General features: G+C 40.9%; 31 protein-coding genes. All 31 read left to right on the top strand.

Annotation, left to right across the window (positions count from 1 at the left end; genetic code table 11):
* Positions 1-196: 196 nt before the first annotated feature.
* The 31 genes from rpsJ to HT689_RS03795 all read left to right on the top strand — a co-directional run bounded on the left by rpsJ (position 197) and on the right by HT689_RS03795 (position 16,853).
* Positions 197-505 carry a 30S ribosomal protein S10 gene (rpsJ, locus tag HT689_RS03645; RefSeq protein ID WP_001284513.1) on the top strand — a complete coding sequence of 103 codons (309 nt, stop codon included), beginning with the start codon at positions 197-199 and terminating at the stop codon, positions 503-505.
* A 216-nt stretch (positions 506-721) separates the two neighbouring features.
* Positions 722-1,348, top strand: a complete 627-nt coding sequence (rplC, locus tag HT689_RS03650) for a 50S ribosomal protein L3 (protein WP_000160197.1) — start codon at positions 722-724, stop codon at positions 1,346-1,348.
* 24 nt (positions 1,349-1,372) lie between these two features.
* A complete protein-coding gene (gene rplD / locus HT689_RS03655) occupies positions 1,373-1,996 on the top strand; it encodes a 50S ribosomal protein L4 (protein ID WP_000024539.1) in 624 nt (207 codons plus the stop codon).
* A complete protein-coding gene (locus HT689_RS03660) occupies positions 1,996-2,292 on the top strand; it encodes a 50S ribosomal protein L23 (RefSeq protein ID WP_001055347.1) in 297 nt (98 codons plus the stop codon). Before rplD ends, HT689_RS03660 begins: the two co-directional genes overlap by 1 nt.
* Positions 2,293-2,309: 17 nt before the next feature.
* The gene (gene rplB / locus HT689_RS03665; RefSeq protein ID WP_000512911.1) at positions 2,310-3,143 is read left to right on the top strand and encodes a 50S ribosomal protein L2; all 834 of its coding nucleotides are present in this window, start codon (positions 2,310-2,312) and stop codon (positions 3,141-3,143) included.
* 103 nt (positions 3,144-3,246) lie between these two features.
* Positions 3,247-3,528 carry a 30S ribosomal protein S19 gene (gene rpsS, locus HT689_RS03670; RefSeq protein WP_000533766.1) on the top strand — a complete coding sequence of 94 codons (282 nt, stop codon included), beginning with the start codon at positions 3,247-3,249 and terminating at the stop codon, positions 3,526-3,528.
* An 11-nt stretch (positions 3,529-3,539) separates the two neighbouring features.
* Complete coding sequence (gene rplV / locus HT689_RS03675; RefSeq protein ID WP_000818137.1) at positions 3,540-3,884, top strand: 50S ribosomal protein L22; 345 nt, start codon at positions 3,540-3,542, stop codon at positions 3,882-3,884.
* 12 nt (positions 3,885-3,896) lie between these two features.
* The gene (rpsC, locus tag HT689_RS03680) at positions 3,897-4,550 is read left to right on the top strand and encodes a 30S ribosomal protein S3 (protein ID WP_000529936.1); all 654 of its coding nucleotides are present in this window, start codon (positions 3,897-3,899) and stop codon (positions 4,548-4,550) included.
* A 3-nt stretch (positions 4,551-4,553) separates the two neighbouring features.
* Positions 4,554-4,967 carry a 50S ribosomal protein L16 gene (gene rplP / locus HT689_RS03685; protein ID WP_000960946.1) on the top strand — a complete coding sequence of 138 codons (414 nt, stop codon included), beginning with the start codon at positions 4,554-4,556 and terminating at the stop codon, positions 4,965-4,967.
* A gap of 9 nt (positions 4,968-4,976) precedes the next feature.
* Positions 4,977-5,183, top strand: a complete 207-nt coding sequence (gene rpmC / locus HT689_RS03690) for a 50S ribosomal protein L29 (protein WP_000772918.1) — start codon at positions 4,977-4,979, stop codon at positions 5,181-5,183.
* Positions 5,184-5,207: 24 nt separating this feature from the next.
* A complete protein-coding gene (gene rpsQ / locus HT689_RS03695) occupies positions 5,208-5,468 on the top strand; it encodes a 30S ribosomal protein S17 (protein ID WP_000440801.1) in 261 nt (86 codons plus the stop codon).
* A gap of 25 nt (positions 5,469-5,493) precedes the next feature.
* Complete coding sequence (rplN, locus tag HT689_RS03700) at positions 5,494-5,862, top strand: 50S ribosomal protein L14 (protein ID WP_000616545.1); 369 nt, start codon at positions 5,494-5,496, stop codon at positions 5,860-5,862.
* Positions 5,863-5,939: 77 nt separating this feature from the next.
* Positions 5,940-6,245 carry a 50S ribosomal protein L24 gene (rplX, locus tag HT689_RS03705; RefSeq protein ID WP_000497691.1) on the top strand — a complete coding sequence of 102 codons (306 nt, stop codon included), beginning with the start codon at positions 5,940-5,942 and terminating at the stop codon, positions 6,243-6,245.
* A gap of 23 nt (positions 6,246-6,268) precedes the next feature.
* Positions 6,269-6,811 (top strand): 50S ribosomal protein L5, encoded by a 543-nt coding sequence (gene rplE, locus HT689_RS03710; RefSeq protein WP_000013542.1) that lies wholly within the window; start codon positions 6,269-6,271, stop codon positions 6,809-6,811.
* Positions 6,812-6,828: 17 nt separating this feature from the next.
* The gene (locus tag HT689_RS03715) at positions 6,829-7,014 is read left to right on the top strand and encodes a type Z 30S ribosomal protein S14 (RefSeq protein ID WP_001085697.1); all 186 of its coding nucleotides are present in this window, start codon (positions 6,829-6,831) and stop codon (positions 7,012-7,014) included.
* A 213-nt stretch (positions 7,015-7,227) separates the two neighbouring features.
* Positions 7,228-7,626, top strand: coding sequence for a 30S ribosomal protein S8 (gene rpsH / locus HT689_RS03720; RefSeq protein WP_000245504.1), 399 nt, complete (start codon positions 7,228-7,230; stop codon positions 7,624-7,626).
* A gap of 225 nt (positions 7,627-7,851) precedes the next feature.
* Complete coding sequence (gene rplF / locus HT689_RS03725) at positions 7,852-8,388, top strand: 50S ribosomal protein L6 (RefSeq protein WP_000086626.1); 537 nt, start codon at positions 7,852-7,854, stop codon at positions 8,386-8,388.
* An 83-nt stretch (positions 8,389-8,471) separates the two neighbouring features.
* On the top strand, positions 8,472-8,828 hold the full coding sequence (gene rplR / locus HT689_RS03730) for a 50S ribosomal protein L18 (protein ID WP_000624044.1): 357 nt from the start codon (positions 8,472-8,474) through the stop codon (positions 8,826-8,828).
* 17 nt (positions 8,829-8,845) lie between these two features.
* Entirely contained in the window at positions 8,846-9,340 is a 495-nt protein-coding gene (rpsE, locus tag HT689_RS03735) for a 30S ribosomal protein S5 (protein ID WP_000874202.1), read from the top strand.
* Positions 9,341-9,353: 13 nt separating this feature from the next.
* Positions 9,354-9,536: a 50S ribosomal protein L30 gene (rpmD, locus tag HT689_RS03740; protein WP_000057241.1), complete on the top strand. Its 183-nt coding sequence runs from the start codon at positions 9,354-9,356 to the stop codon at positions 9,534-9,536.
* A gap of 144 nt (positions 9,537-9,680) precedes the next feature.
* A complete protein-coding gene (gene rplO, locus HT689_RS03745; protein WP_173225165.1) occupies positions 9,681-10,121 on the top strand; it encodes a 50S ribosomal protein L15 in 441 nt (146 codons plus the stop codon).
* 12 nt (positions 10,122-10,133) lie between these two features.
* Entirely contained in the window at positions 10,134-11,444 is a 1,311-nt protein-coding gene (gene secY / locus HT689_RS03750) for a preprotein translocase subunit SecY (RefSeq protein WP_173251611.1), read from the top strand.
* 256 nt (positions 11,445-11,700) lie between these two features.
* Positions 11,701-12,339: an adenylate kinase gene (locus tag HT689_RS03755; RefSeq protein WP_001050436.1), complete on the top strand. Its 639-nt coding sequence runs from the start codon at positions 11,701-11,703 to the stop codon at positions 12,337-12,339.
* Between the two features lie 116 nt (positions 12,340-12,455).
* Positions 12,456-12,674: a translation initiation factor IF-1 gene (gene infA, locus HT689_RS03760; protein WP_001029883.1), complete on the top strand. Its 219-nt coding sequence runs from the start codon at positions 12,456-12,458 to the stop codon at positions 12,672-12,674.
* Between the two features lie 24 nt (positions 12,675-12,698).
* The gene (gene rpmJ, locus HT689_RS03765; protein WP_001808836.1) at positions 12,699-12,815 is read left to right on the top strand and encodes a 50S ribosomal protein L36; all 117 of its coding nucleotides are present in this window, start codon (positions 12,699-12,701) and stop codon (positions 12,813-12,815) included.
* Between the two features lie 17 nt (positions 12,816-12,832).
* Positions 12,833-13,198 carry a 30S ribosomal protein S13 gene (gene rpsM, locus HT689_RS03770; protein ID WP_000090781.1) on the top strand — a complete coding sequence of 122 codons (366 nt, stop codon included), beginning with the start codon at positions 12,833-12,835 and terminating at the stop codon, positions 13,196-13,198.
* A 17-nt stretch (positions 13,199-13,215) separates the two neighbouring features.
* Complete coding sequence (rpsK, locus tag HT689_RS03775) at positions 13,216-13,599, top strand: 30S ribosomal protein S11 (RefSeq protein WP_001118385.1); 384 nt, start codon at positions 13,216-13,218, stop codon at positions 13,597-13,599.
* Between the two features lie 42 nt (positions 13,600-13,641).
* Positions 13,642-14,577, top strand: coding sequence for a DNA-directed RNA polymerase subunit alpha (locus HT689_RS03780; RefSeq protein ID WP_000568988.1), 936 nt, complete (start codon positions 13,642-13,644; stop codon positions 14,575-14,577).
* Between the two features lie 11 nt (positions 14,578-14,588).
* Positions 14,589-14,975, top strand: coding sequence for a 50S ribosomal protein L17 (gene rplQ, locus HT689_RS03785; RefSeq protein ID WP_000331493.1), 387 nt, complete (start codon positions 14,589-14,591; stop codon positions 14,973-14,975).
* 264 nt (positions 14,976-15,239) lie between these two features.
* The gene (locus HT689_RS03790) at positions 15,240-15,506 is read left to right on the top strand and encodes an ACT domain-containing protein (protein WP_173251613.1); all 267 of its coding nucleotides are present in this window, start codon (positions 15,240-15,242) and stop codon (positions 15,504-15,506) included.
* A 9-nt stretch (positions 15,507-15,515) separates the two neighbouring features.
* Complete coding sequence (locus HT689_RS03795; RefSeq protein ID WP_173251615.1) at positions 15,516-16,853, top strand: PFL family protein; 1,338 nt, start codon at positions 15,516-15,518, stop codon at positions 16,851-16,853.
* The last annotated feature ends 17 nt before the right edge of the window (positions 16,854-16,870 follow it).

Genomic DNA, 16,870 nt, shown 5'->3' on the forward strand with positions numbered 1-16,870 from the left:
CCAAAAAAACGAAAAAAATCTAACAAATCCCTTGCAATCGCAGGGGCTTTGTGTTATTCTATTATGGTGCTGTAAATTACAGCTTTAGCTTTGATGCAAGAGGTTGCGACACGCTCGGTTGCATTGCCACGCAACACCGCGTCGGTTTTCTTGTGGAGCTAGCCTATTATCTTAAATAGACGAAAAGGAGAAAAAGATGGCAAACAAAAAAATCCGTATCCGTTTGAAAGCTTACGAACACCGTACGCTTGACACAGCGGCTGCAAAAATCGTAGAATCAGCTACTCGTACAGGTGCACAAGTTGCGGGTCCAATCCCACTTCCAACTGAACGTAGCCTCTACACAATCATTCGTGCGACTCACAAATACAAAGACTCTCGCGAACAATTTGAAATGCGTACACACAAACGTTTGATCGATATCGTTAACCCAACTCAAAAAACAGTTGATGCCTTGATGAAATTGGATCTTCCAAGTGGTGTAAACGTAGAAATCAAACTTTAATCTAAAATATAAAAGAGCAGAGGCTGGTGTTTCAATCTAATTGAACACGGGCTAAACTCGGTGTGGAAAAAATAAACTTCCTAGTGTCTGCCAGACACTGCGTCAGTTTCCTATTTTCACTTTGAGTTTGACGCCCTTTGTATCTTAGACTTGAGCATAAAAAACGCTCGTTAAAAACTTTTTGAATAAAAAATATAGAAAAGGAACTATTTTCTCATGACAAAAGGAATCTTAGGGAAAAAAGTGGGAATGACTCAAATCTTCACTGAAGCTGGCGAATTGATCCCTGTAACAGTTATTGAAGCAACTCCAAACGTTGTTCTTCAAGTTAAAACTGTTGAAACAGACGGATACAACGCTATCCAAGTTGGTTTCGATGACAAACGCGAAGTATTGAGCAACAAACCTGCTAAAGGACATGTAGCGAAAGCTAACACGGCTCCTAAGCGCTTCATTCGTGAATTCAAAAACGTTGAAGGCTTGGAAGTTGGTGCTGAAATCACAGTTGAAACATTCGCAGCTGGAGACGTTGTTGACGTAACTGGTACTTCTAAAGGTAAAGGTTTCCAAGGTGTTATCAAACGCCACGGACAATCACGTGGACCAATGGCTCACGGTTCTCGTTACCACCGTCGTCCAGGTTCTATGGGACCTGTTGCACCTAACCGCGTATTCAAAGGTAAAAACCTTGCAGGACGTATGGGTGGCGACCGCGTAACAATTCAAAACCTTGAAGTTGTACAAGTTGTTCCAGAAAAGAACGTTATCCTTATCAAAGGTAACGTACCAGGTGCTAAGAAATCTCTTATCACTATCAAATCAGCAGTTAAAGCTGGTAAATAATAAGGAAAGGGGAATACAGTCAAAATGGCAAACGTAACATTATTTGACCAAACTGGTAAAGAAGCTGGCCAAGTTGTTCTTAACGATGCAGTATTTGGTATTGAACCAAATGAATCAGTTGTGTTTGATGTAATCATCAGCCAACGCGCAAGCCTTCGCCAAGGAACACACGCTGTTAAAAACCGCTCTGCAGTATCAGGTGGTGGACGCAAACCATGGCGTCAAAAAGGAACTGGACGTGCTCGTCAAGGTTCTATCCGCTCACCACAATGGCGTGGTGGTGGTGTTGTCTTCGGACCAACTCCACGTTCATACGGCTACAAACTTCCACAAAAAGTTCGTCGCCTAGCTCTTAAATCAGTTTACTCTGAAAAAGTTGCTGAAAACAAATTTGTAGCCGTTGATTCTCTTGAATTTACAGCTCCAAAAACTGCTGAATTTGCAAAAGTTCTTGCAGCATTGAGCATCGATTCTAAAGTTCTTGTTATCCTTGAAGAAGGAAATGAATTCGCAGCTCTTTCAGCTCGTAACCTTCCAAACGTGAAAGTTGCAACTGCTACAACTGCAAGTGTTCTTGACATCGCAAATAGCGACAAACTTCTTGTCACACAAGCAGCTATCTCTAAAATCGAGGAGGTTCTTGCATAATGAATTTGTATGATGTTATCAAAAAACCTGTTATCACTGAAAGCTCAATGGCTCAACTTGAAGCAGGCAAATATGTATTTGAAGTTGACACTCGTGCACACAAACTTTTGATCAAGCAAGCTGTTGAAGCTGCTTTCGAAGGTGTTAAAGTTGCCAATGTTAACACAATCAACGTAAAACCAAAAGCTAAACGTGTTGGACGTTACACTGGTTTTACTAACAAAACTAAAAAAGCTATCATCACACTTACAGCTGATTCAAAAGCAATCGAGTTGTTTGCTGCTGAAGCTGAATAATCTAAGGAGGAAATATCGTGGGAATTCGTGTTTATAAACCAACAACAAACGGTCGCCGTAATATGACTTCTTTGGATTTCGCTGAAATCACAACAAGCACTCCTGAAAAATCATTGCTTGTTGCTTTGAAGAGCAAGGCTGGTCGTAACAACAACGGTCGTATCACAGTTCGTCACCAAGGTGGTGGACACAAACGTTTCTACCGTTTGGTTGACTTCAAACGTAACAAAGACAACGTTGAAGCAGTTGTTAAAACAATCGAGTACGATCCAAACCGTTCTGCAAACATCGCTCTTGTACACTACACTGACGGTGTGAAAGCATACATCATCGCTCCAAAAGGTCTTGAAGTAGGTCAACGTATCGTTTCAGGTCCAGAAGCAGATATCAAAGTCGGAAACGCTCTTCCACTTGCTAACATCCCAGTTGGTACTTTGATCCACAACATCGAGTTGAAACCAGGTCGTGGTGGTGAATTGGTACGTGCTGCTGGTGCATCTGCTCAAGTATTGGGTTCTGAAGGTAAATACGTTCTTGTTCGTCTTCAATCAGGTGAAGTTCGTATGATTCTTGGAACTTGCCGTGCTACAGTTGGTGTTGTCGGAAACGAACAACATGGACTTGTAAACCTTGGTAAAGCAGGACGTAGCCGTTGGAAAGGTATCCGCCCAACAGTTCGTGGTTCTGTAATGAACCCTAACGATCACCCACACGGTGGTGGTGAAGGTAAAGCACCAGTTGGTCGTAAAGCACCATCTACTCCATGGGGCAAACCTGCTCTTGGTCTTAAAACTCGTAACAAGAAAGCGAAATCTGACAAACTTATCGTTCGTCGTCGCAACGAGAAATAATATTAAACTAGTCGCTTAAGCAACTAGTAAATCCGCCAGCTCGGTAGCGCTCCATAGGAGCGCAAGCCGCTGTGGTACAACATTTAAAGGAGAAAATATAAAAATGGGACGCAGTCTTAAAAAAGGACCTTTCGTCGATGAGCATTTGATGAAAAAAGTTGAAGCTCAAGCTAACGACGAAAAGAAAAAAGTTATTAAAACTTGGTCACGTCGTTCAACGATCTTCCCAAGTTTCATTGGTTACACTATCGCAGTTTATGACGGACGTAAACACGTACCTGTTTACATCCAAGAAGACATGGTAGGTCACAAACTTGGTGAATTTGCACCAACTCGTACTTACAAAGGTCACGCTGCAGACGACAAGAAAACACGTAGAAAATAAGGAGAACATAAATGGCAGAAATTACTTCAGCTAAAGCAATGGCTCGTACAGTACGTGTTTCACCTCGTAAATCACGTCTTGTTCTTGATAACATCCGTGGTAAAAGCGTAGCCGATGCAATCGCAATCTTGACATTCACTCCAAACAAAGCTGCTGAAATCATCTTGAAAGTTTTGAACTCAGCTGTAGCTAACGCTGAAAACAACTTTGGTTTGGATAAAGCTAACTTGGTAGTATCTGAAGCATTCGCAAACGAAGGACCAACTATGAAACGTTTCCGTCCACGTGCGAAAGGTTCAGCTTCACCAATCAACAAACGTACAGCTCACATCACTGTAGCTGTTGCAGAAAAATAAGGAGGTAAAATCGTGGGTCAAAAAGTACATCCAATTGGTATGCGTGTCGGCATCATCCGTGATTGGGATGCCAAATGGTATGCTGAAAAAGAATACGCGGATTACCTTCATGAAGATCTTGCAATCCGTAAATTCGTTCAAAAAGAACTTGCTGACGCAGCAGTTTCAACTATCGAAATTGAACGCGCAGTAAACAAAGTTAACGTTTCACTTCACACTGCTAAACCAGGTATGGTTATCGGTAAAGGTGGTGCTAACGTTGATGCACTCCGTGCAAAACTTAACAAATTGACTGGAAAACAAGTACACATCAACATCATCGAAATCAAACAACCTGATTTGGATGCTCACCTTGTAGGTGAAGGTATTGCTCGTCAATTGGAGCAACGTGTTGCTTTCCGTCGTGCACAAAAACAAGCAATCCAACGTGCAATGCGTGCTGGAGCTAAAGGAATCAAAACTCAAGTATCAGGTCGTTTGAACGGTGCAGACATCGCCCGTGCTGAAGGATACTCTGAAGGAACTGTTCCACTTCACACACTTCGTGCAGATATCGATTACGCTTGGGAAGAAGCAGATACTACATACGGTAAACTTGGTGTTAAAGTATGGATCTACCGTGGTGAAGTTCTTCCAGCTCGCAAAAACACTAAAGGAGGTAAATAACCAATGTTAGTACCTAAACGTGTTAAACACCGTCGTGAATTCCGTGGAAAAATGCGCGGTGAAGCAAAAGGTGGAAAAGAAGTAGCATTCGGTGAATACGGTCTTCAAGCTACAACTAGCCACTGGATCACTAACCGCCAAATCGAAGCTGCTCGTATCGCCATGACTCGTTACATGAAACGTGGTGGTAAAGTTTGGATTAAAATCTTCCCACACAAATCATACACTGCTAAAGCTATCGGTGTGCGTATGGGATCTGGTAAAGGGGCACCTGAAGGTTGGGTAGCACCAGTTAAACGTGGTAAAGTGATGTTCGAAATCGCTGGTGTATCTGAAGAAATCGCTCGCGAAGCGCTTCGTCTTGCTAGCCACAAATTGCCAGTTAAATGTAAATTCGTAAAACGTGAAGCAGAATAAGGAGAAGGCATGAAACTTAATGAAGTAAAAGAATTTGTTAAAGAACTTCGTGGTCTTTCTCAAGAAGAACTCGCGAAGCGCGAAAACGAATTGAAAAAAGAATTGTTTGAACTTCGTTTCCAAGCTGCTACTGGTCAATTGGAACAAACAGCTCGCTTGAAAGAAGTTAAAAAACAAATCGCTCGTATCAAAACAGTTCAATCTGAAGCGAAATAATAGACTAGGGAAGGAGAAATTTCAATGGAACGCAATAATCGTAAAGTTCTTGTTGGACGTGTTGTATCTGACAAAATGGACAAGACAATCACAGTTGTAGTTGAAACAAAACGTAACCACCCAGTCTATGGTAAACGTATTAACTACTCTAAAAAATACAAAGCTCATGATGAAAACAATGTTGCCAAAGAAGGCGATATCGTACGTATCATGGAAACTCGTCCGCTTTCAGCTACAAAACGTTTCCGTCTTGTAGAAGTTGTTGAAGAAGCGGTCATCATCTAATCAAACCTGAAAGGAGAAAACTGAAATGATTCAAACAGAAACTCGTTTGAAAGTCGCAGACAACAGCGGTGCTCGCGAAATCTTGACTATCAAAGTTCTTGGTGGTTCAGGACGTAAATTTGCAAACATCGGTGATGTTATCGTGGCATCTGTAAAACAAGCTACTCCTGGTGGTGCGGTTAAAAAAGGTGACGTTGTTAAAGCAGTTATCGTTCGTACTAAATCAGGTGCTCGTCGTGCTGATGGTTCATACATCAAATTTGACGAAAACGCAGCAGTTATCATCCGTGAAGACAAAACTCCTCGCGGAACACGTATCTTTGGTCCAGTTGCACGTGAATTACGTGAAGGTGGCTTCATGAAGATCGTGTCACTTGCTCCAGAAGTACTTTAATTTTTAGAAACAAACTAGTCCCCTAGCTTCAAGCTAGGGTGCCCTTATGGGCGTAAGAAAAATCAAGGAGAAACCTAATGTTTGTAAAAAAAGGCGACAAAGTTCGCGTAATCGCTGGTAAAGATAAGGGAACAGAAGCTGTTGTCCTTACTGCCCTTCCAAAAGTAAACAAAGTTATCGTTGAAGGTGTTAACATCGTTAAGAAACACCAACGTCCAACTAACGAGCTTCCTCAAGGTGGGATCATCGAAAAAGAAGCAGCTATCCACGTATCAAACGTTCAAGTTTTGGACAAAAATGGTGTGGCTGGTCGTGTTGGTTACAAATTTGTAGACGGTAAAAAAGTTCGCTACAACAAAAAATCAGGCGAAGTACTTGATTAATCACGAAGGAAAGGAGAAGTATAATGGCAAATCGTTTAAAAGAAAAATATCTTAATGAAGTAGTTCCTGCTTTGACAGAACAATTCAACTACTCATCAGTGATGGCTGTGCCTAAAGTAGATAAGATCGTTTTGAACATGGGTGTTGGTGAAGCTGTATCAAACGCTAAAAGCCTTGAAAAAGCTGCTGAAGAATTGGCACTTATCTCAGGTCAAAAACCACTTATCACTAAAGCTAAAAAATCAATCGCCGGCTTCCGTCTTCGTGAAGGTGTTGCGATCGGTGCAAAAGTTACCCTTCGTGGTGAACGTATGTACGAATTCTTGGATAAATTGGTTTCAGTTTCACTTCCACGTGTACGTGACTTCCATGGTGTTCCAACAAAATCATTTGATGGACGCGGAAACTACACACTTGGTGTGAAAGAACAATTGATCTTCCCAGAAATCAACTTTGATGACGTTGACAAAACTCGTGGTCTTGACATCGTTATCGTAACAACTGCTAACACTGACGAAGAGTCACGTGCATTGCTTACAGGCCTTGGAATGCCTTTTGCAAAATAATATAGGAGGTAAATCTAATGGCTAAAAAATCAATGATTGCTAAGAACAAACGTCCAGCGAAGTTCTCTACTCAAGCTTATACTCGTTGTGAAAAATGTGGTCGCCCACATTCAGTTTACCGCAAATTTAAACTTTGCCGTGTTTGCTTCCGTGAATTAGCTTACAAAGGACAAATTCCTGGTGTAACAAAAGCATCTTGGTAATATCATGATACAAAGAGCGTGACAACCACAGCAAAAATAGGAAATTTGGTGAAGGAGCGATGCTCCAAAACAAATTTATCTTTTTTGCACAGGTTGTAGCTCGTGTTCAAATAAGAGTTATCTCATTTGAATGTGTCAATACTATCTGAGCCCAGCTCAATCATTAACTAGCAAGTGCAACTTGCAAACTACTAGTAAGAGGAGAAAAACAAAATGGTTATGACTGACCCAATCGCAGACTTCCTAACTCGTATTCGTAACGCTAACCAAGCAAAACACGAAGTACTTGAAGTACCTGCATCAAATATCAAAAAAGGGATTGCTGAAATCCTTAAACGCGAAGGTTTTGTAAAAAACGTTGAAATCATCGAAGATGACAAACAAGGCATCATCCGTGTATTCCTTAAATACGGACCAAACGGTGAAAAAGTTATCACTAACTTGAAACGTGTTTCTAAACCAGGACTTCGTGTCTACAAAAAACGTGAAGACCTTCCAAAAGTTCTTAACGGACTTGGAATTGCTATCCTTTCAACTTCTGAAGGTTTGCTTACTGATAAAGAAGCACGCCAAAAGAATGTTGGTGGCGAGGTTATCGCTTACGTTTGGTAATTGATGATGTGAGAGCGTTAAAAGAATGCAGTGAAAATAGGAAGTTTGTAGCAGGAGCGATGCTCCAAGACAAACTTATCTTTTTCACCAAATTCTTAGCTCGAACTCAAATCAAGATACAAAGCTTGTTAGAGCGTGTTCAGTTCAGCTCTTGAACTAAATAAGTATCTGAACCCCGTGAAAACTGGCCGTTATGGCCTGACAATTTAACAGGAGAAAATAAACATGTCACGTATTGGTAATAAAGTTATCGTGTTGCCTGCTGGTGTTGAAATCACTAACAATGACAACGTTGTAACTGTAAAAGGACCTAAAGGAGAACTTACTCGTGAGTTCTCAAAAGATATTGAAATCCGTGTGGAAGGTACTGAAGTAACTCTTCACCGTCCAAACGATTCAAAAGAAATGAAAACTATCCACGGAACTACTCGTGCCCTTTTGAACAACATGGTTGTTGGTGTATCAGAAGGATTCAAGAAAGAACTTGAAATGCGCGGGGTTGGTTACCGTGCACAACTTCAAGGATCTAAACTTGTTTTGGCTGTTGGTAAATCTCATCCAGACGAAGTTGAAGCTCCAGAAGGAATTACTTTTGAACTTCCAAACCCAACAACAATCGTTGTTAGCGGAATTTCAAAAGAAGTAGTTGGTCAAACAGCTGCTTATGTACGTAGCCTTCGTTCACCAGAACCATATAAAGGTAAAGGTATCCGTTACGTTGGTGAATTCGTTCGCCGTAAAGAAGGTAAAACAGGTAAATAATGTTGAGTGGTTGATTCTCAACCACCAACCTATTTTCCAACTTTGTGCATAGCACACGATTTAAAACTAAAGAGGTGAAAACTGTGATTTCAAAACCAGATAAAAACAAACTCCGCCAAAAACGCCACCGTCGCGTTCGCGGAAAACTCTCTGGAACTGCTGATCGCCCACGTTTGAACGTATTCCGTTCTAATACAGGCATCTACGCTCAAGTGATTGATGACGTAGCGGGTGTAACGCTCGCAAGTGCTTCAACTCTTGACAAAGAAGTTTCAAAAGGAACTAAAACTGAACAAGCCGTTGCTGTCGGTAAACTCGTTGCAGAACGTGCAAACGCTAAAGGTATTTCAGAAGTGGTGTTCGACCGCGGTGGATATCTATATCACGGACGTGTGAAAGCTTTGGCTGATGCAGCTCGTGAAAACGGATTGAAATTCTAATAGGAGGACACTAGAAAATGGCATTTAAAGACAATGCAGTTGAATTAGAAGAACGCGTAGTTGCTGTCAACCGTGTTACAAAAGTTGTTAAAGGTGGACGTCGTCTTCGTTTCGCAGCTCTTGTTGTTGTTGGTGACCACAACGGTCGCGTAGGATTTGGTACTGGTAAAGCTCAAGAAGTTCCAGAAGCAATCCGTAAAGCAGTAGATGATGCTAAGAAAAACTTGATCGAAGTTCCTATGGTTGGAACAACAATTCCACACGAAGTTCTTTCAGAATTCGGTGGAGCTAAAGTATTGTTGAAACCTGCTGTAGAAGGTTCTGGAGTTGCCGCTGGTGGTGCAGTTCGTGCCGTTGTGGAATTGGCAGGTGTGGCAGATATTACATCTAAATCACTTGGTTCTAACACTCCAATCAACATTGTTCGTGCAACTGTTGAAGGTTTGAAACAATTGAAACGCGCTGAAGAAGTTGCTGCCCTTCGTGGTATTTCAGTTTCTGATTTGGCATAAGAAAGGGGATAAAATGGCTCAAATTAAAATTACTTTGACTAAGTCTCCAATCGGACGCATTCCATCACAACGTAAAACTGTTGTAGCACTTGGACTTGGCAAATTGAACAGCTCTGTTATTAAAGAAGATAACGCTGCTATCCGTGGTATGATCACTGCAGTATCTCACTTGGTAACAGTTGAAGAAGTAAACTAATGAATTTTTAGGGGATGTGCACTATACCATCCCCTAAAACTAGATATAGTCATCTATGATGACGTCGTATAGGCGAGTTGATGGGGGAGACAATCTTTTCTCCCTTATCGGCGCTAGCATTTTACAAAAGAGGAGAAAATAAAAATGAAACTTCATGAATTGAAACCTGCAGAAGGTTCTCGTAAAGTACGTAACCGCGTTGGTCGTGGTACTTCATCAGGTAACGGTAAAACATCTGGTCGTGGTCAAAAAGGTCAAAAAGCTCGTAGCGGTGGCGGAGTTCGCCTTGGTTTTGAAGGTGGACAAACTCCATTGTTCCGTCGTCTTCCAAAACGTGGATTCACTAGCATCAACGCTAAAGAATACGCAATTGTGAACCTTGACCAATTGAACGTCTTTGAAGATGGTGCTGAAGTAACTCCAGTTGTTCTTATCGAAGCAGGAATTGTTAAAGCTGAAAAATCAGGTATTAAAATTCTTGGTAACGGTGAGTTGACTAAGAAATTGACTGTGAAAGCAGCTAAATTCTCTAAATCAGCTGAAGAAGCTATCACTGCTAAAGGTGGTTCAGTAGAAGTCATCTAAGAGAGGTGACCTATGTTTTTTAAATTATTAAGAGAAGCTCTTAAAGTCAAGCAGGTTCGATCAAAAATTTTATTTACAATTTTTATCGTTTTGGTCTTTCGTATCGGGACTAGCATTACAGTTCCTGGTGTGAATGCCAATAGCTTGAATGCTTTAAGTGGATTATCCTTCTTAAACATGTTGAGCTTGGTGTCGGGGAATGCCCTAAAAAACTTTTCGATTTTTGCCCTAGGAGTTAGTCCCTATATCACCGCTTCTATCGTTGTCCAACTCTTGCAAATGGATATTTTACCCAAGTTTGTAGAGTGGGGGAAACAAGGGGAAGTAGGCCGAAGAAAATTGAATCAAGCTACTCGTTATATTGCTCTAGTTCTCGCTTTTGTGCAATCTATCGGGATTACAGCTGGTTTTAATACCTTGGCTGGAGCTCAATTGATTAAAACTGCTTTAACTCCACAAGTTTTTCTGACGATTGGTATCATCTTAACAGCTGGTAGTATGATTGTCACTTGGTTGGGAGAGCAAATTACAGATAAGGGGTACGGAAATGGTGTTTCTATGATTATCTTTGCCGGGATTGTTGCCTCAATTCCAGAGATGATTCAGGGCATCTATGTGGACTACTTTGTGAATGTCCCAAGTAGCCGTATCAACTCATCTATCATTTTCGTAATCATTTTGATTATTACTGTATTGTTGATCATTTACTTTACAACCTATGTTCAACAAGCAGAATACAAAATTCCAATCCAATATACTAAGGTTGCACAAGGTGCTCCATCTAGCTCTTACCTTCCTTTGAAAGTAAACCCTGCTGGAGTTATCCCTGTTATCTTTGCAAGTTCGATTACTGCAGCGCCTGCGGCTATTCTTCAGTTTTTGAGCGCTACAGGTCATGATTGGGCTTGGGTAAGAACAGCACAAGAAATGCTGGCAACAACTTCACCAACTGGTATTGCTATGTATGCTTTATTGATTATTCTCTTTACATTCTTCTATACGTTTGTACAGATTAATCCTGAAAAAGCGGCAGAAAACCTACAAAAGAGCGGAGCCTATATCCATGGAGTTCGTCCTGGTAAAGGTACAGAGGAATATATGTCTAAACTTCTTCGTCGTCTTGCAACTGTTGGTTCTCTCTTCCTTGGTGTGATTTCTATTTTACCGATCGTGGCAAAAGATGTTTTCGGACTTTCAGAAGCAGTTGCTTTTGGGGGGACTAGTCTTTTGATCATTATCTCTACGGGTATTGAAGGAATCAAACAATTGGAAGGTTACCTATTGAAACGTAAGTATGTTGGTTTCATGGATAGAACAGAATAAAAGTATTTACTGATACTCTTCGAAAATCAAATTCAAACCACGTCAGCTTCACCTTGCCGTACTCAAGTACAGTCTGCGGCTAGCTTCCTAGTTTGCTCTTTGATTTTCATTGAGTATGAATCAGTAAATGCTGAGGGAGTGGAGGTTTAAACTCTAACATTTGTGAGAGTTTGGTCTCCCCTCTTCTATTTTGTTTTTAAATAGGGGTGAAAAGAATTTTTGCTTCTATTTAAAAATAAAATAAGGAGATCAGATCATGAATCTTTTGATTATGGGCTTACCTGGTGCAGGTAAGGGAACTCAAGCAGCAAAAATCGTAGAACAATTCCATGTTGCACATATCTCAACAGGTGATATGTTCCGCGCTGCAATGGCAAATCAAACTGAAATGGGTGTTCTTGCTAAGTCATACATTGACAAGGGTGAATTAGTTCCTGACGAAGTTACAAATGGAATCGTAAAAGAACGTCTTTCACAAGATGATATTAAAGAAACAGGATTCTTGTTGGATGGTTACCCACGTACAATCGAACAAGCTCATGCCTTGGACAAAACATTGGCTGAACTTGGCATCGAACTAGAAGGTGTTATCAACATCGAAGTGAATCCAGACAGCCTCTTGGAACGTTTGAGTGGTCGTATCATCCACCGCGTAACTGGAGAAACTTTCCATAAGGTCTTTAACCCACCAGTTGACTATAAAGAAGAAGATTACTACCAACGTGAAGATGATAAGCCTGAGACAGTCAAACGTCGTTTGGATGTGAATATTGCTCAAGGAGAACCAATCATTGCTCACTACCGTGCCAAAGGTTTGGTTCATGACATCGAAGGTAATCAAGATATCAATGATGTCTTCTCAGATATCGAAAAAGTATTGACAAATTTGAAATAAAGCGTTTTTCACACTTGCAAAAATCCGCTACAAATGTTATACTGAGATAGTCTGACTTATAATTGTTGTCTCTGTGTCTAGAGGCATCGAATCGAAATTTATGGAGGTGCTTTTGCGTGGCAAAAGACGATGTGATTGAAGTTGAAGGCAAAGTAGTTGATACAATGCCGAATGCAATGTTTACGGTTGAACTTGAAAATGGACATCAGATTTTAGCAACAGTTTCTGGTAAAATTCGTAAAAACTATATTCGTATTTTAGCGGGAGATCGTGTTACTGTCGAAATGAGTCCATATGACTTGACACGTGGACGTATCACTTACCGCTTTAAATAATCGAAAAACTTGGAGGGATAAGAAATGAAAGTAAGACCATCGGTCAAACCAATTTGCGAATACTGTAAAGTTATTCGTCGTAATGGTCGTGTTATGGTAATTTGCCCAGCAAATCCAAAACACAAACAACGTCAAGGATAAGATAGAAAGGAGAAAACATGGCTCGTATTGCTGGAGTTGACATTCCAAATGACAAACGCGTAGTAATCTCATTGACTTATGTTTATGGTATCGGACTTGCAACATCTAAGAAAATTTTGGCTGCTGCTGGAATCTCAGAAGATGTTCGTGTACGTGATCTTACATCAGATCAAGAAGATGCTATCCGTCGTGAAGTGGATGCAATCAAAGTTGAAGGTGACCTTCGTCGTGAAGTAAACTTGAACATCAAACGTTTGATGGAAATCGGTTCATACCGTGGTATCCGTCACCGTCGTGGACTTCCTGTCCGTGGACAAAACACTAAAAACAACGCTCGTACTCGTAAAGGTAAAGCTGTTGCGATTGCTGGTAAGAAAAAATAATATAGGAGGTAAAAGTCTTGGCTAAACCAACACGTAAACGTCGTGTGAAAAAGAATATCGAATCTGGTATTGCTCATATTCACGCTACATTTAATAACACTATTGTTATGATTACTGATGTGCATGGTAATGCAATTGCTTGGTCATCAGCTGGTGCTCTTGGTTTCAAAGGTTCTCGTAAATCTACACCATTCGCTGCTCAAATGGCTTCTGAAGCTGCTGCTAAATCTGCACAAGAACACGGTCTTAAATCAGTTGAAGTTACTGTAAAAGGTCCAGGTTCTGGTCGTGAGTCAGCTATTCGTGCGCTTGCTGCCGCTGGTCTTGAAGTAACAGCAATTCGTGATGTGACTCCAGTGCCACACAATGGTGCTCGTCCTCCAAAACGTCGCCGTGTATAATCATCGCATTACACTGCTTTTCGTTTAAGAGGGAGTAACTAAATGATCGAGTTTGAAAAACCAAATATAACAAAAATTGATGAAAATAAAGATTATGGCAAGTTTGTAATCGAACCACTTGAACGTGGCTACGGTACAACTCTTGGTAACTCTCTTCGTCGTGTACTTCTAGCTTCTCTACCAGGAGCAGCTGTGACATCTATCAACATTGATGGTGTGTTACATGAGTTTGACACAGTTCCAGGTGTTCGTGAAGACGTGATGCAAATCATTCTGAACATTAAAGGAATTGCAGTGAAATCGTACGTTGAAGACGAAAAAATCATCGAACTAGATGTTGAAGGTCCTGCTGAAGTAACAGCTGGTGACATTTTGACAGATAGCGATATTGAAATTGTAAATCCAGATCATTATCTTTTTACAATCGGTGAAGGTTCTTCTCTAAAAGCGACTATGACTGTTAACAGTGGTCGTGGATATGTACCTGCTGATGAAAATAAAAAAGATAATGCACCAGTTGGAACACTTGCTGTAGATTCTATTTATACACCAGTTACAAAAGTCAACTATCAAGTGGAACCTGCTCGTGTAGGTAGCAATGATGGATTTGATAAATTAACCCTTGAAATCTTGACTAATGGAACAATTATTCCAGAAGATGCTTTAGGGCTTTCAGCACGTATTTTGACAGAACATCTTGATTTGTTTACAAATCTTACTGAGATTGCCAAGTCAACTGAAGTGATGAAAGAAGCTGATACTGAATCTGACGACCGTATTTTGGATCGTACGATTGAGGAACTGGACTTGTCTGTGCGTTCATACAACTGTTTGAAACGTGCCGGTATCAATACTGTGCATGATTTGACAGAAAAATCTGAAGCAGAGATGATGAAAGTACGAAATCTTGGACGCAAGAGTTTGGAAGAAGTGAAACTCAAACTCATTGATTTGGGTCTTGGATTAAAAGATAAATAAAGGAGGAATACATGGCTTACCGTAAACTAGGACGCACTAGCTCACAACGTAAAGCAATGCTTCGCGATTTGACAACTGACCTTTTGATCAACGAATCAATCGTGACAACTGAAGCTCGTGCTAAAGAAATCCGTAAAACTGTTGAAAAAATGATTACTCTAGGTAAACGTGGTGATTTGCATGCACGTCGTCAAGCAGCTGCTTTCGTACGTAATGAAATCGCATCTGAAAACTATGATGAAGCAACTGATAAGTACACTTCTACTACAGCACTTCAAAAATTGTTCTCAGAAATCGCACCTCGTTATGCTGAACGTAACGGTGGATACACTCGTATCCTTAAAACTGAACCACGTCGTGGTGATGCAGCGCCAATGGCGATCATCGAATTAGTATAAAATCATCAATTTTGTTGAGTGTTATGATGATGGAGTCTTGTGCTCTTAGTCTAGCTCTGGTCTACCGCTAGGATTTCGGTCCTAGCGGGAACACTCATCATAAGTTGGGATAGTAGACGCTTGTTTACGAAATTGTTTTTTGCTTAAGAACAACTTCGTAAGCAGGCGTTTTTGAGTATTTTAGTTGGAATTATGCTATACTATTTGAAAAGAATCCTGTTTAATGTTCAGGTTTCTTATTTTAAGAAGAATTGGAGTTTGCTTATGAAAGCGATTATAACTGTTGTTGGCAAAGATAAATCTGGAATTGTTGCGGGTGTTTCTGCTAAAATTGCAGAATTGGGTTTGAATATTGATGATATCTCTCAAACTGTCTTGGATGAATATTTCACGATGATGGCTGTCGTTTCTAGTGATGAAAAGCAGGATTTTACTTATCTGCGAAATGAGTTTGAAACTTTTGGGCAAACTTTGAATGTGAAAATCAATATTCAGAGTGCAGCGATTTTCGAAGCTATGTATAATATCTAGGAGGTTATCATGGATATTAGACAAGTTACTGAAACCATCGCTATGATTGAGGAGCAAAACTTCGATATCAGAACTATTACCATGGGGATTTCCCTATTAGACTGTATTGATCCAGATATCAATCGTGCTGCGGAGAAAATTTATCAAAAGATTAGGACCAAGGCAGCTAATTTAGTGGCTGTTGGCGATGAAATTGCTGCTGAGTTGGGAATTCCAATCGTTAATAAGCGTGTATCGGTGACACCTATTTCTCTAATTGGAGCAGCGACAGATGCGACGGACTACGTGGTTCTGGCAAAAGCGCTTGATAAGGCTGCGAAAGAAATCGGTGTGGATTTTATTGGTGGTTTCTCTGCCTTGGTACAAAAGGGGTACCAAAAGGGAGATGAGATTCTCATCAATTCTATTCCTCGTGCTTTGGCTGAAACGGACAAGGTCTGCTCGTCAGTCAATATCGGCTCAACCAAGTCTGGTATCAATATGACGGCTGTCGCTGATATGGGACGTATTATCAAGGAAACGGCTAATCAATCAGATATGGGAGCGGCCAAGTTGGTTGTATTCGCTAATGCTGTTGAGGACAATCCATTTATGGCGGGTGCCTTCCATGGTGTTGGGGAGGCAGATGTTATCATAAATGTCGGAGTTTCCGGTCCTGGTGTGGTAAAACGTGCCTTGGAAAAAGTTCGTGGACAGAGCTTTGATGTAGTCGCCGAAACAGTTAAGAAAACTGCCTTTAAAATCACTCGTATCGGTCAATTGGTTGGTCAAATGGCCAGTGAGAGACTGGGTGTGGAGTTTGGTATTGTGGACTTGAGTTTGGCGCCAACTCCTGCGGTTGGAGATTCTGTTGCACGTGTCCTTGAAGAAATGGGGCTAGAAACAGTTGGTACGCATGGGACGACGGCTGCCTTGGCACTTCTGAATGACCAAGTTAAGAAGGGCGGAGTGATGGCCTGCAACCAAGTCGGTGGTTTGTCTGGTGCCTTTATCCCCGTTTCTGAGGATGAGGGAATGATTGCTGCAGTGCAAAATGGCTCTCTTAATTTGGAAAAACTAGAGGCCATGACGGCTATCTGTTCAGTTGGATTGGATATGATTGCCATACCAGAAGATACGCCAGCTGAAACCATTGCAGCCATGATTGCGGATGAAGCAGCAATTGGTGTTATTAACATGAAAACAACAGCTGTTCGTATCATTCCAAAAGGAAAAGAAGGCGATATGATTGAGTTTGGTGGTCTTCTTGGTACAGCTCCAGTTATGAAGGTCAATGGGGCTTCGTCTGTTGATTTCATTTCTCGTGGGGGACAAATCCCAGCACCAATTCATAGTTTTAAAAATTAAGAAAATAGGAGAAAATG

The organism is Streptococcus sp. 2342, from assembly GCF_013276795.1.
Classification (GTDB): Bacteria; Bacillota; Bacilli; order Lactobacillales; family Streptococcaceae; genus Streptococcus.